General features: G+C 65.4%; 13 protein-coding genes. 5 read left to right on the top strand and 8 right to left on the bottom strand.

From position 1 onward, the window contains the following. The first annotated feature begins 441 nt into the window (after nt 1–441). Entirely contained in the window at nt 442–1,413 is a 972-nt protein-coding gene (locus LCE31_RS26630) for a phosphotransferase family protein (RefSeq protein ID WP_225018498.1), read from the top strand. A 359-nt stretch (nt 1,414–1,772) separates the two neighbouring features. On the opposite strand, the gene LCE31_RS26625 is transcribed toward LCE31_RS26630, so the two are convergent. The 5 genes from LCE31_RS26625 to LCE31_RS26605 form a co-directional block, all read right to left on the bottom strand. Further along, nucleotides 1,773–2,930: a TniQ family protein gene (locus tag LCE31_RS26625; RefSeq protein ID WP_225018495.1), complete on the bottom strand. Its 1,158-nt coding sequence runs from the start codon at nt 2,928–2,930 to the stop codon at nt 1,773–1,775. Then, entirely contained in the window at nt 2,887–3,420 is a 534-nt protein-coding gene (locus tag LCE31_RS26620; RefSeq protein ID WP_225018493.1) for a DUF2116 family Zn-ribbon domain-containing protein, read from the bottom strand. Before LCE31_RS26620 ends, LCE31_RS26625 begins: the two co-directional genes overlap by 44 nt. Beyond that, nucleotides 3,417–4,310: a TniB family NTP-binding protein gene (locus LCE31_RS26615; RefSeq protein WP_225018502.1), complete on the bottom strand. Its 894-nt coding sequence runs from the start codon at nt 4,308–4,310 to the stop codon at nt 3,417–3,419. Before LCE31_RS26615 ends, LCE31_RS26620 begins: the two co-directional genes overlap by 4 nt. A 164-nt stretch (nt 4,311–4,474) precedes the next feature. Beyond that, nucleotides 4,475–6,475 (bottom strand): integrase, encoded by a 2,001-nt coding sequence (locus LCE31_RS26610; RefSeq protein ID WP_374118564.1) that lies wholly within the window; start codon nt 6,473–6,475, stop codon nt 4,475–4,477. A 119-nt stretch (nt 6,476–6,594) separates the two neighbouring features. Continuing rightward, the gene (locus tag LCE31_RS26605) at nt 6,595–7,359 is read right to left on the bottom strand and encodes a TnsA-like heteromeric transposase endonuclease subunit (protein ID WP_225018490.1); all 765 of its coding nucleotides are present in this window, start codon (nt 7,357–7,359) and stop codon (nt 6,595–6,597) included. A 628-nt stretch (nt 7,360–7,987) separates the two neighbouring features. Here LCE31_RS26605 and LCE31_RS26600 point away from each other — a divergent pair. Continuing rightward, on the top strand, nt 7,988–8,713 hold the full coding sequence (locus tag LCE31_RS26600; RefSeq protein ID WP_225018488.1) for a class I SAM-dependent methyltransferase: 726 nt from the start codon (nt 7,988–7,990) through the stop codon (nt 8,711–8,713). A 439-nt stretch (nt 8,714–9,152) separates the two neighbouring features. On the opposite strand, the gene LCE31_RS26595 is transcribed toward LCE31_RS26600, so the two are convergent. The 3 genes from LCE31_RS26595 to LCE31_RS26585 form a co-directional block, all read right to left on the bottom strand. Beyond that, complete coding sequence (locus LCE31_RS26595) at nt 9,153–9,710, bottom strand: hypothetical protein (protein WP_225018486.1); 558 nt, start codon at nt 9,708–9,710, stop codon at nt 9,153–9,155. An 18-nt stretch (nt 9,711–9,728) separates the two neighbouring features. Then, nucleotides 9,729–10,136, bottom strand: coding sequence for a hypothetical protein (locus LCE31_RS26590; protein ID WP_225018484.1), 408 nt, complete (start codon nt 10,134–10,136; stop codon nt 9,729–9,731). 53 nt (nt 10,137–10,189) lie between these two features. Next, a protein-coding gene (locus LCE31_RS26585; RefSeq protein WP_225018482.1) for an IS5 family transposase occupies nt 10,190–11,007 on the bottom strand; the annotation gives its coding sequence in 2 pieces (ribosomal slippage) (nt 10,190–10,659 and nt 10,659–11,007; 819 coding nt in all). A 128-nt stretch (nt 11,008–11,135) separates the two neighbouring features. On the opposite strand from LCE31_RS26585, the gene LCE31_RS26580 reads away from it, so the two are divergent. From LCE31_RS26580 to LCE31_RS41560, 3 genes are all read left to right on the top strand, one after another. Beyond that, nucleotides 11,136–12,440 carry a PAS domain S-box protein gene (locus LCE31_RS26580; RefSeq protein WP_308042313.1) on the top strand — a complete coding sequence of 435 codons (1,305 nt, stop codon included), beginning with the start codon at nt 11,136–11,138 and terminating at the stop codon, nt 12,438–12,440. Between the two features lie 131 nt (nt 12,441–12,571). Further along, the gene (locus LCE31_RS41565; protein ID WP_441349423.1) at nt 12,572–12,907 is read left to right on the top strand and encodes a helix-turn-helix domain-containing protein; all 336 of its coding nucleotides are present in this window, start codon (nt 12,572–12,574) and stop codon (nt 12,905–12,907) included. Then, a complete protein-coding gene (locus LCE31_RS41560; protein WP_441349422.1) occupies nt 12,823–13,083 on the top strand; it encodes a helix-turn-helix domain-containing protein in 261 nt (86 codons plus the stop codon). Before LCE31_RS41565 ends, LCE31_RS41560 begins: the two co-directional genes overlap by 85 nt. Nucleotides 13,084–13,298: the final 215 nt, after the last annotated feature.

The following is a 13,298-nucleotide window of genomic DNA, read 5'->3' as shown; positions in this document are numbered from 1 at the left end:
ACTTCCGTCCCACCAGGACACCCTTCCCCGGATCTGCAAGATCCATTGCCAGAGTGTCCACACCACCGGGGTCGCCTCAACACTGACCGCTCCCAACGACCGGGTCGACCTCATGCTCCTGATCTTTGATGCACTCTACGAAGATCTCCCCAACACGTCCTCCACCACCGCTACAGGCTTCCCCGACGGCTTGTCCGCCTCGTGCTCCAGCACCAGCCACCCCGCCAGTCCAGACGACGCGGCCCCAGCGCCACCGCCCTCTTCAAGACAATCAACCAGCTACCCATCGACGATGATGGGGCTCTTTGAAATTCCCCACCCCTCGCTATGGGTGCGGACAGACCTGCTCGCCCAAATTCCCCACCCACCACCTGCGCGCTGACTTGCGGACAGGCCCGTAAGGGTTGGCGCGTGCCGTCGTCCGGATGATGAGGTGGCACGGTGGCCAATCATGATGAGGCGGCGATAGTCCGACCGTTGACACTGGCCTGGGTGCTCCGGCACCTTGAGGCCGGCGAGCGGGTCGTCGGAGCCGAGGCGCTGCATGGCGGCGCCACCGCCGACATGCGGAGGCTGACCATCGGCACGCGGGACGGAGGCCCCCGGCACCTGGTGCTGCGCTCCTTTGCCGACCCGACCCGGCAGGGGCCGGCCGGGGACCTCCTACACAGGGAGGCCGACGCCCTGACCACGCTCACCGGAACCGGCGTGCCAGCTCCCGGACTCGTCGCCGTCGATCCGACCGCCGCGCACTGCGAGTACCCCTCGCTACTCATGACCCACCTGCCGGGCCGGACGGTCCTCGACGACGAGGGGCTGGAGACGCGCCTGCCCCTGCTGGCCCGTCAACTCGTGGCGGTCCACGCCGTGCGGCCGACCGTCCGGCCCCGGGAGTACGTGGCGCTGACGACCGCCGACACGGTCGTTACCCCCGAGGGCGCCGACGCCGCGGTCTGGGCCGCCGCGATCGACGTGATCCGCAAGCCCGCGCCGCGCTACGAAGGGCGGTTCCTGCACCGGGACTTCCAGCCCGGCAACGTGCTGTTTGACCTGCCGCCCGAGGACCCGGCCGGTGCCGCCGGTGCCCGGATCACCGGCGTCGTCGACTGGGCGGCGGCCTCCTGGGGCCCGGCGGACCTCGACGTGGCGCACTGCTCCACCAATCTCGCGCTGCTGCACGGCCCGGCGTGGGGCCTGCGCTTCACCGAGGCGTACCAGGAGGCCGGCGGGATGCTGGCCGCGGCCGCGGACGAGCGGCTGTACTGGCAGGTGCGGGAGCCACTGGCGTTCTCGGAGGAAGTGCAGTGGGTGGCGCAGCCGTGGCGGGAGACAGGACGGACCGAGCTGACGACACGAGCCGTGGAGGAGCGGCTGGCTGCCTATGTCGCCTCCCTGATGGACGCGCTGGGCTGAGCCAAGGCGGGGCCGGGGCGCGACCCCGAGCTCATCGTTTACCGCTCAACCAAGTGGGGAATCGAGCAGACCCTGGGGAATTTCGGGCATCCCCATCAACGACACCCTCGGCCGTCACACCTGAGACCCCTCAACCTCCGATGAGAAACGCTCAACCTTCACTGCGACAGGTCAGACGGCACGTAGCGCAGGTCACCGTTGCCTGTCCCGTCGGCGATCACGCAGTCCGCTGTGTCCCGTCTCAGATGATCTGGCCCTGAGGTGGGCTCCTGGCCTGCGGCGACCAGTTCATCTGAGACGCGGAGACGCGGTGATTCTCAGGTGATGTGGTCCCGGACGGGTGAATGCTGGATGCTGTCTCAGCTGATCTGGTCTGGTTCCGCTGTTTCGGACTGAGACCGCGCCTGCGTCGTCAGCCACGTCTGGTAGTCCCTGAAGATCTGGCTGAGGCCGCCTGGCTGCTCCCGTGTGTTGAAGTACTCGCTGAGGAGTTGGTGGAGCGTGGTCACCGCTCTGAGATCGGCCTGTTGTGTGAGCGGGTGGATCCATCCCCCGGGAGCGAGGTGGCGGACGAGGATGGGCCAGGTCAGGTCGTGCCCTGTGCCCCGGCGGATGACGAGCCATTCGTGAAAGCCTGTGAGCATGGTCCAGTTGGTTCCGGCGTCCAAGCCGAGGACGAAGGCGGTGGTCGAGGCGAAGGTGTTGTCGAGGCCGTGCCGGGTGGGCTCGCGGCGGACTGCGGTCAGTAGCTCCCGGTACTGCTTGAACACGGCTGCGTGGAAGGTCTGTTGGGTGACGGCGAGGTAGTTGCCGGCAGTTTGTTCAGCGTGGCTGCTCAACGTGTCCGGGGTGTTGAGCGGGTGGCCGGACATGTAGCGGTGAACTGTTCCGTAGGAAACGGTGGCGTCATGGTCATCCAGTAGCTTCTCCCAGACTTCTCTCACGGTGGGGAACCGGCCGGCATGAGCAGCGGCGTACTCGCGGAGGACGGCGTCGATGATGGGACCGACGCGTTCCTTGGCAGGGCCCACGATGGGAGGCCGTTTCTTCCGGGGCGGCGGCGTCGGTGACTTCAGAGCCTGCCGGACGGTGGCCTGGCTGACGTGGTGCCGCTTCGCCAGATGGGAGACCGGTAGCTGCTCGGCTTGAGCATCCTTGCGGATCGCCGCGAAGAGGGCGGGCTTGTCCGCGAGTCTGGTGACCCTGCGCTTGGGTTTATCGGGTTGCGCACGCTTCTGGCGCACCAGGTCGGGGAGGGCGCGTTCCAGCACGTCCTGTCGACGTCCGGTGATCGCTGCGAGCCGGTCAGGACGTGGGCGTTTGCCGCTTCCGTAATCCGGCGGGCCGACGAGGTATCCGCGAAGGTAACTGGGTTTGAGGTGATTGGCGCGAGCCAGGCGGCGGATGTAGGAGTCTGTGCTCTCCCCGGTCTTCGGCCGGAGACGGACTGGCAGCGGCCGGACCAGACCGCCGTCACCCCGCTCGACGGTCACGAAGCTGTCCGGCCTTTTCGGCATGTGTGCGCCGCTCCTGCCGTTCGAGGTAGGCGGTTCGGCGGCAGGCTGATGAACACAGCGGGCGGCGCTGGCCGGTCTGCATCTTCACGGGCTGTCCGCAGACCAGGCAGGGGTCCCGGCGCCATGTGCTGGTGGGAATCCGTCTGCGGCGGGCATCGTGGCGGCACTGCTGTGAACAGCGCAGGGCCTTGCGGCCCAGAGTGTCCGTGGGCGGCATCGCGGCGCCGCATTCCAGGCAGTGCCGCGTTTCGAGCGTGGCCCGCAGAGCGTCCGGGCACCTCCTGGTGGCCGCCGCCAGACGCGACCAGACGGGGGTGCCCCGGCAATCCGACGGCTCGTGGAGGAAGGCCAGCAGGAGCGACGGTCTGAGGTGGTTGGCCTGGGCACGGCGGGCGATGAACGACCGGTTTCCCTCGCCGGCCCGTGGCCGCACCAGGACCGGCAGCGGGCGGACGCCTTCGACGCCGATTCTGTTCGCGCCGGTGGTCATGAAGCCGGCCTGGCCTTGCGGGTCTGGGCCGCGCGGTCGAGTTTCACGTTCTGGAGGGACTGCTTGGTGATCTTCTCGGTGCGGTTCAGGATGGCGTCGATGGCCGCGCCGCGGACGAGGTGGGACAGCGAGCCGATCATGCCGCCGGTCCGGTCGTGGAGATAGTGGGCCAGCCTTTTCAGGGTTCCCGGCCGGTGGTGGTGGAGCCGGAGGGCCTGTTCGAGGATGGTGACCAGGCCGGTCCATTCCTCGGTGCGGGGGAACGCGGTGGTCTCGATGACGCCGAACCGGCCGGCGATCTGGCGTCCCCGGATGCCGTTGAACAGGCCGTTGTCCTCCAGGTCGATCCCGGCATAGACGAAGGTGGCGGGGATGCGCTCGGAGAAGTACTTCAGGGTGTCGGAGACCTCGGCGCCGTTGCGGGTTGCGAGGGAGAGATTGTGCAGCTCGTCGACACACACGACGGAGACCCTCGCGTCGATGAGGACACCGCAGACGGCTTCGATGACGTCGGTGATGTTGGCCCGGGTGGTGACGGGCAGGCCCAGGAAACGGGCGAACTCCACGGCCAGCATCCGTGAGGTCGCGGCGGGCGGGACGGTGACGTAGACGACCGGAATCCGGCCGTCGATCCCGGGATGCCGACGCCGGTCGATGGCCTCGATGGTCTTGCCGAACTGGGTGAGCGCGGTGGTCTTGCCGGTGCCCGCAGGACCGGAGAGGATCAGGCCCCGCCGGGCGCTGACCGCGTGCCGGTTGAGGAGGGTCAGACGCCTGCCGGTGTGGACGACGGTGCGCAGGACGGACGTCTCGACCACGGTCAGACGGGTGTGATAGTCGATGCGGCCGTCGTCGTAGTCCAGCCGCTCGTCCGGCTCCAGGTCGCCCAAGATGTGGTCGGGCAGCAGCTCGGGCGGATCAGCTTCCCGGACGGCGAACTCCCTCCAGCCTTCCAACGTGGTGAGGTAGCGGTGCCCTTCCTCCCGGTCCAGGGCACGTCGCCAGCTGTGCTGTCGATCCGGGTCCGGCTCTCCGGGGCCCGGTCCGATTGCGGTCACCATCGCTTGTCAGCCTCCTTGAAAGGATCGAAGACGCCGAGCGGGATGACCTCCGCGACCGGCCCGTCCGGGACGTCGCCGAGTTCTTCGTCTTCGTCGTCTTCTTCGATGTCGTGGGGCGGCAGGTCGTCCGTGCCGGAGAGCACCGTCTCGGGCCGGGGCAGTCGCGGGCCGGAGTGTTCGGCGGCGGCCTTGGTCCGGGAGGCGACCCGCCGGTCGCGGCGCGACGGACGCCGCGTCCCGTTGCTGGCGGGTCCCTTGTTCGCCCTGATCAGAAGGTCTGCGACCGCTTGGGTGATCTGTTCCTCGGTGGGATCGCTCTCGCCCCGCTGACGCAAGTCCGCTGCTGCGTGGTCCCAGGCCAGATCGCCGAAAGGCTGCGGGACAGTGCCGAGGTGTCTCCAGGGGACGGGGACCCAGCCGTCCGCCCAGTGGTTGCGGACCCAGATCCAGCTGGCGTCGTAGGGGTCGCGGTGGACTTCCCACAAGTCCTTCTTGCGGGCGACCCCGGAGGGCTGACGCCGGAAAGGACCCAGATCGGCTGAGTCGTAGACACGGTGATTGATCTTGATGCCGTAGGAGTTGACTGCCCGCCAGGTCGCGGGCAGCAGTTCGACGTAGTCGTCCCCGGTCAGAGCCAGGGGAACGTAGCCGGCACTTTCGAGCAGGCTGGCGTACTTCTGGTTCGGAGTGAAGGTCCGGCCGGGACTGCCGGGATCCCGAAGCCCGTCGTGCGACCTGTTCTGCCACTCGGCGATGAGCCATTCATCCAGAAACTCCTGGATCTCCAGCATCGACCACAAGGGTTCGTCCTCGACGTTGCGGCCCCGGTGCTCGGCCGTGCGGCCGAGATAGCCGGGGAAGAACTGGCAGAACATCGTGGCCACCGATTCCAGCGTCCGTTCGATATGAGGCTTCTCCGCAGGTGATCGAGGGTGGCAGGGCTGGAAAGTGATCTCCAGAGTCCGGCAGGCGGAGCGGAAGTTCTCCGAGATGAATGCCTTCCCCCGGTCACAGACGATGGTCTCCGGGATGATCACCGGCCGGGCCGCCGCGTGCTCCAACCGTTCGTCCAAGGACAGCAGCCTGCGGTGCGGCAGGACCGAACGGGACATCTTCAGCGCGTCCAACCAGCCCGGCCGCATCGGCTCCGGGGTCAGAGCACGAGCCAGCAGCAGCGAGGCGTCCACCGACTTCGTCGTCGGCCGCACGACCGCGGCAGCCACGGTGCGGGTGGCGACATCGACCAGGCCGCAGAGCTCGACCCGACCGGTCACCCCCTCGTCGAGCCGCACCAGAACATCCAGCGGGGTGGAATCGATCTGCATCAACTCGCCCGGAGCCGCGACAAGCTCGTAACGGAATGGCCCCTCCGGCTGGTTGGCCAGGGACTGGCGGGTGCGGGCCGACCCGGTCACGGGGACGCCCCCGGACAGCTTCGCGAACAGACGATAGAACGTCGCCCGCGACGGCAGCTCCACCACGTCCTCGCCGTGCTCGGCAGCCAGGATGCGGCCGGTCCGCCAGCGCGCGTACTCGATCGTGCGGGTGGACGCCGGGACGCTCTCGGCGATGGCCTGGCGTATCGCCGTCACCACCCGTGGATCGGCCCGGCCCAGCAGCGAAGCATGAGGGGCGAGACGACGGTCCACCACCGCGGCAACCCCGCCCGCCTCATAGCGCTGCCGCTTGCGCTTGACGGTCCGCGCGCTGACTTCCTCACCCTGCCCGACCAACTCCGCGGCCTTCGCCCGCTCGCGTTCCGCCAGCGACCGGCGTGCCGGATCGTATTCGGGCCGAGGTAAAGCCCCCTGCGGAGCATCCGGAGGCAGACCGGTCAGGACCTCGACCAAGTGGCGCTGCCACCACAATGCCCGCTTCGCGACCTCGTCCGGGAGATGGTCCAGCAGCGCCGCCGACCCCAGCGCGGCCCGCTCACCGGTGCCGACGACGGCGAAGTCCTCGGCCGCCTGGAGATGAACCTGGTCGATCAGCATGCCTGTGCCATGGACGTCCGCCAGGCGGACCCGCATCCCGGTCAGCGCGACGACCGTGTACGTACCGTTCTCGAACCTGACCCGGTCACCCAGCCGCAATCGCCCCGGACGCGCGGACCTCACGATGCCCTCCCCGCCCCCAGACCGACGACGGTCCCGCCGGCCAGCGGAGCCGAGACCAGATCGGCCGTCAGCTCGTGCCTCCAGAGCAGGTGATAGAGCGTCGGCAGCACAGCCTCCCGGTCGCCGACCTGGTCCGCCCCGGCAAAGAGCCTCCGCGGTTCGGCGAACACCTTCCGCAGCAGCCCTGCCACGGGCGCCCGGTGGCAGCGACGATGGCGGTAACGCGCAAGCCAGCACAGATTCGCCTGGAACGGCTGCCCCAAGTCCCCGACCAGCCGGAACTTCCATCCCACCGTCGCGCAGACCTTCCTGGTGAACGCGAAGACCTCGGCTGCCTCCTCGTCGACGAGGTTCTCCGGCCGGACGTCAACCACCACACCCGTGCCGTCGGCCAGCCGCGCGAAGTAGTCCGGAGTGTGCTGGCGATCCCGTTCGCCGTCCCACCAGGCCAGACTGAAAGGCTGCGAAGCCAGAGCGACCACGGCAGGATCGAAGTCCAGGGCCATCGCGGCGTCCCGCTCGACCCACGACTCATAACCCACCAGGTCACCCGAGGACGCCGCCCAGTAGTCACCCGTGAAGTTCTTCTGTCCCTTGAACGCGATGAACTTCCGGACCGGCGCGGCCCGTTCGAAGGGCACGTCCCAGAACCGGACCAGCGAACCACGCTGGCCGACCCCGTCGGCACCGACGAACGCCACCTGCACGTCCGGCGCGTACTCCCACGCAGCCCCTGACTCCGCAGGCTTGCCCAAGGCCACCTCCCCGACGCCCTTGCCTCTCGCTGCCAGCGTCGGCCACCCGGCACGACTGCATGTCCTGGACCTCGAAGGCGTCACTCCATTGAGCGACCACCCGTTCCGTACACCACACGGACCAGATCATTTGAGACCACCAGCGAATCGGACCAGATCATCTGAGACAGGGGCCAGATCAACAGAGACGGGACAACCTCCACTCGATTGCGTAGCGCCTCGTGGCGCACTCCTGTGCCATCGAACCTTGATGATCATTAGGTTTGTGCCACCGAAGTTTGAGTGGCACGAGGTGCTGGTCGTCAGGGGCGGCGGTAGCGGAGCTTGCGGACGTCATCGGCCGGACAACCCACCTCTCCGATGAGCACTACTCCTTGCTCGCCGCCCACTACCACCAGGGCGCGACTCCCGGCCGGGCATGGCGCGACCTCGTCAACAACCACGACACCTGGATAACTAGCGCCGTCGTCCTACGTCAGTTCAGTGCATTCGACCAAGAGCGAGGGAACGTCATCCCCTCATGGCGAAGGAGATCTACACCACTCAAACATCGATGACACACGCTCAAGGTTCGATGGGGAGCCCGGCGAAATTCAGTAGCTCTTCGAGGCCGGCTCTGCATACGTTCGGCCGCATGGCTGACGACTGCTTCGGGCATCCACGACTCGCCGCGATCTACGATCCGCTCGACCCCGACCGCAGCGATCTCGATGCCTACCTCCGGATGGCGGAAGAGCTCGGGGCGCGCCAAGTCCTGGACATCGGCTGCGGCACGGGGGTGTTCGCACTTCTCCTGGCCGACCTCGGAATCGACGTCGTCGGCATCGACCCCGCCCAGGCATCCGTCGACGTCGCCCGGGCCAAACCGGGCAGCGAACGAGTGCGCTGGATCTGCGGTGACGCCACAGCACTCCCGTCGCTGCAGGTCGACCTCGCGACGATGACAGCGAACGTCGCTCAGGCCATCGCGGATCCCGATACCTGGCAGAAGACACTGCGGGGAGCCAACGAGGCACTACGGCCCGGCGGGCGCCTGGTCTTCGAGACCCGCGATCCGGCCAGACGCGCCTGGGAAGAGTGGACCCGCGAGAACTCCTACCGCGTGACCGAGATCCCGGGCGTCGGCTCCGTCGAGAGCTGGGTCCAGCTGATCGACGTGAGCCGACCCATGGTGACCTTCCGCTGGACCTACATCTTCGCCGCGGACGGACAGGTGCTTACCTCGGACTCAACCCTGCGCTTCCGAGAGCGTGAAGAGGTCGAGACGGACCTGGTCGCCCACGGCTACGTGGTGGAAGACGTTCGTGATGCGCCCGACCGGCCAGGCAAAGAGTTCGTCTTCCTCGCACGACGCGTCTGATCCCTGGCGATCCACGCCACTCAAACTTCGATGACACACGCTAAAGGTTCGATGGCACAGGACATCCGCGCCGCGGCCGGCAAGGCAGCGCGGGCACGTGCGTTTGATCCAGTGCCGACGTGCCACTTGCAAGTAGAGCGGCCTCTTGCGCTTGAGCTGCTGAGTCCCGTCGTCGTTCAGCGGCTCCTCAGGCTCTTCCCCGGGGCTGAGACCAGCCCGTTGCTTCCAGACCTTGATCTGGCGCCCCTGTTGGAGCGTGACCCGCTCGCCGGCGACCTCTTCGTAACGGCTCATCCGGCACTCCGAGACCCTGATCACCTGGGCCGCGATCACCCTGATGACCCGCCGCATCACCCGAGGCAGTACGAGCCCGGTCCACCTGGCCGTCACCGCACCAGTCTTCTGACCTCACTCGATATCCAGCCGATTCCCGGAGATGTCACCTGTTAAGCACACTGAGGGGGAAACTGGACCGTGCGTCGATGTCGTAGACTGACCAATCCTGTACCTTGCGGATTTTGAACTTGGCCGGATCGATGCCTACGGAGACAATGAAGGCAAAGCCATCCCTAATTCGTTGATAGCCGATGGAGAATCCGTTTGGTGCCGCAGTCTCCGCAGTACCCCCTAGTAGGGCCCGTGTATCTGCGGTCCCGGTCCACAATTCATCGGAATTCCCGATCGCACTGATGGCTTGGTTCGTGGCGAGCGGCCCTTGAGGCCGATCAGGAATCGGCAGCGCGTTACCGCCGAGGGCAAGGTGAGCCGCCCGTGTCCTCGCTTCGGCCCTGTCGTACCAGCGTCCCGACGTGCATACGATCACGACCGAATCGCCTGCTGACCACCCGAGAGCGACTTCCTCGGCGGGCGCGCCGATCAGCCCATCCCACTGGCTGAACCATCGCCTCTGAGCCATGCTCTGCTTCATCGCACCGTTGCTGTCATCGAACTCGTACAGATCGAACTCCGCGGGTACGAAACTGCTCAAGTCAACCATCACTCTCCAGTGTTGTTCTCACACAGTGTAGTCCGAGGAGCAGAGCGTCTGCGTGTTGCTGTCGTTGGTCAAGTCAATGGCGATCGTAGCCTTGCTCGAACTGCCTGTGCTGAATGAGAAGTTTGCTCTGGAGGTGGGGGAGGCGTTGTACGGTCCGTGAGCGGTGCCCTTCGCAGAGGCATAGACGAGCATGTAGCCGCTGGAGAACGCTCCCAGGTCTGTTCCCGCAACACGAACGGTACTGCCGCTGCGGCTGAAGAAAAAATGATTTCCACAGCCGGGGATCGGTGCAAGGGGATGGGCATTCGCGATAACACTTGTCGCACCGCGTCCATTATTGGTCGCGGCGAATGCGGGTGCGGCGAGGGCTATTGTTGCTGCCAGAACGGCGGCGGAAGCGGTTAGTGATCTGCATATCAGGTTCATTGACCGACCTCGATCTTATCTGGGGATGGTGGTCCACCCAGTTAGACCGTGTCCTATGTGGTGAGGCGGACGAGTCGTTTGTAGCAGCAGAGGGCGGCAGCGAGGCCGAGGAAGGCCAGGTAGTTGCGGGGATGGCGTTCGTAGCGGTGGTTGAGTCTGCGGTAGCCGGTGAGCCAGGACATGGTCCGTTCGATGACCCAACGACGGCGCCCTAATCGTTCACTGGACTCGATTCCTTTGCGGGCGATGCGGACGCCGATGCGTTTGCCGCGGAGCCATCTTCGCAGGTCGGGTTGGTCGTACGCCTTGTCGGCGTGGAGTTTGCGGGGCTTGTAGTACCAGCCGTTTTCGGGGTCGTGTCTCGTTTGGAGACCGGCCACCATCGCCTTCAGACCTTGGCTGTCGTGCGTGTTGGCTGCGGAGACACCGACAACGAGGGGCAGCCCGTTCGCGTCCGACAGGACGTGCATCCTGGAGCCCGGCTTGCCCCGGTCCACGGGGCTCGGACCTGTGAGTTCGCCCCTTTTTTAGCCCGTACGTGGGCCGAGTCGAGGACCGTGCGTGTGAGATCGAGCAGACCGCACTCGTCGATCCGGTCGACCACAGCCTCGTGGAGCCGGCCCCAGACGCCGGCCCGGGACCAGATCATGAACCGTCGGTGCGCAGTGGACTTCGATATGCCGAAACACGGTGGCAGGGACCGCCAGGCGCACCCGCTGACCAGCACGTAGATGATCGCGGCGAACAACGTCTCATCAGGCGTGTCCTGCGTCCCTCCGCCCTGCGGCCGCACCCGCGACGGAGGGATCAGCGGCTCCGCGATCTCCCACAAGCCGTCCGGGACAATCCAACTCCACTTACCTCTGCCCATGTTCGACTCAACGAGCCACAACCCACATAGGACACGGTCTACAGCCCCCCTCACGGGATGACCAACGACCTTTCCGTAACACGGAGGCGGCCCCTTCCCCAGCAGGCCCTTCTGGGTGATTATGTGAAATGCTAGGTACAAGAAGTTACCCTGCGGGTAGGCATGACGGCATGATTATGCCTAGACCAAAGAACGCGCCAGCCCGTTTTTTTTCGCCGAGGCCGCAAAGCGTAGCCGAGGCCCGACGATTCGTTCGAAATACGCTGCACGGGGCACAGTCTGATATGCTAGATACCGCGCAGCTGCTTGTTAGTGAATTGGTGACCAATGCGGTTATGTATGCACACACAGAGGTAGAAGTTTGTGCATGGACCATGGATGGGTGCATGCATGTCCAAGTCAGTGACCGAGAACCGGGCCGCGTACTGATCCCTCATAGTGGTGGTTCAGCCTATGCTGGTACTGGGTGGGGCTTGGCTATGGTCGAGCAGCTGGCCTACAAATACGGTGCTTTTGCTGGCGCAGATCACAAGACCGTCTGGTTCGAATTGTGGCCTCCCGGCACCTCGCAGCCACCGACGTCAGGATGGACCATCACCGAAAATCCGGATACGACAACGGTGAGCGTGACACTGGCCAATGTTCCCGGAGCGCTGCATGAGGCTGCTCAGAAACACCGTGAGGCCCTGCTGCGCGAATCTCTACTCGCAGTGTCAGACAATCATACTTTTCCTATCTCGCTAGATGACCTTCAAATCGCACAGAACGCCAACCACGTCATTGGTGCGACTTTGGCTTCTGCGGCTGAGGATCATATTCACGGAGATTTGCGTACGGTGCGACTGGAATTGCCGACGGATATGCAGGGAGCCGTAAATAAGTTGAGCCAAGTACTAGACGAAACCAATGAGATGGCCCGTCAAGGACAGCTACTCACACGGCCAGCCCTACCACAGATCAGTGCTGCCACGAGATGGCTTCTCGGGCAAATCGCAAGTCAACTCGCGGGACACGGCCCCATTTCTTGGACCGAGGCGCCCCGCGAATCCGGTGCCACGTCACCTGCACTAGCGCCTTGGAATGCAGGTCAGTTGGAGACGAGTAGCACTCCAACCATCGCCGCCGATGACGGTAATCGTATCATCGACGCAAACACGGCAGCAGCAGAGCTCCTGGGTTGGGATTGCAAAAATCTCATCGGACAACGAATCACTGCGATCATTCCGGAGCATCTGCGCGAACGACACATCGCCGCGTTTACATCTTTGCTACTCACCGGGCATTCGCATATTCTAGGTCTATGGGTAACATTCTCAGCCCTTCGCTGGGACGGGCAGTTGATTGAGGTCAGTGTGTGTGTCCAGACACAAGAAGCAGCCGATGGGCGTAGCGTCTTCGTAGCCCGTCTGCGGAATGCAAAAAATTCAGGATAACTTCCGGTCACAGAAAGCACACCGCTGACCAATAAGAAATGCGGACGAGGTCAGGGCATGCAATTGTGCGATCGAGATCGTTGATATTAACTTGATCCGAAACGCTTTGGGTGCAGGCTCGTTGATGGTGTGTGAGTGATCTGGTGAGGGACGCGCGGACATGGTCGCCGGACGCGCAGGAGGCCGTGCGGTTGCTGGCGGTGTCGGCGCTGGTGGAGGGCCGTGGCCGGGTGGAGGCTGCGGACCTGTTCAAGGTGTCGGTCAGGGCCGTGGACAACTGGTGGGCGAGGTGGCAGGCCGGAAGGCGGGACGCGCTGCTGTCCCGGCCGCGGGCCCGACGTGCGGGTGAACATCAGGTTCTGTCCGAGGCCGGGCAGCCGCCGTGCGTCAGGCTGTCCTCGATCACACCCCATCCGGCCTGGGGCTTTCCGGTCAACTGTGGACGCGGGGGCAGACAGGCCGGCTGATCTTCAAGCTGTACGGGGTCCGCTTCACCGAGCCCGAGGTGGGCAAGTACCTCAAGCGCTGGGGGCTGACCTTCCAGCGGCCGGACAAGCGGGCCGTCGAGCAGGATCCGGAAGCCGTTCGAGCGTGGCACGAGGAGACCTGGCAGGCGATCCGGGCCCGGGCGAAGGCCGAATGACGGCGAGATCCTGTTCGCCGACCAGGTCGGGATCCGCTCGGACCAGGTCACCGGCCGCACCTGGGGGGTCAAGGGGAGGACCCAGGTGGACCACCGCACCGGAAACCGGTTCTCCGTGAACGCGATGGGGCCTTGACCCAAGGCCGGGAAGTTAGCGTTTTCGCAGGTCACGCAAGCGCGTTGAGGGGTCGAGGACAAAGCGTAACGGAGCTCGT

The sequence above is a fragment of the Streptomyces sp. 8L genome, assembly GCF_020176795.1.
Lineage (GTDB): Bacteria > Actinomycetota > Actinomycetes > Streptomycetales > Streptomycetaceae > Streptomyces.
This window is presented reverse-complemented; position numbering and strand designations above follow the sequence as displayed.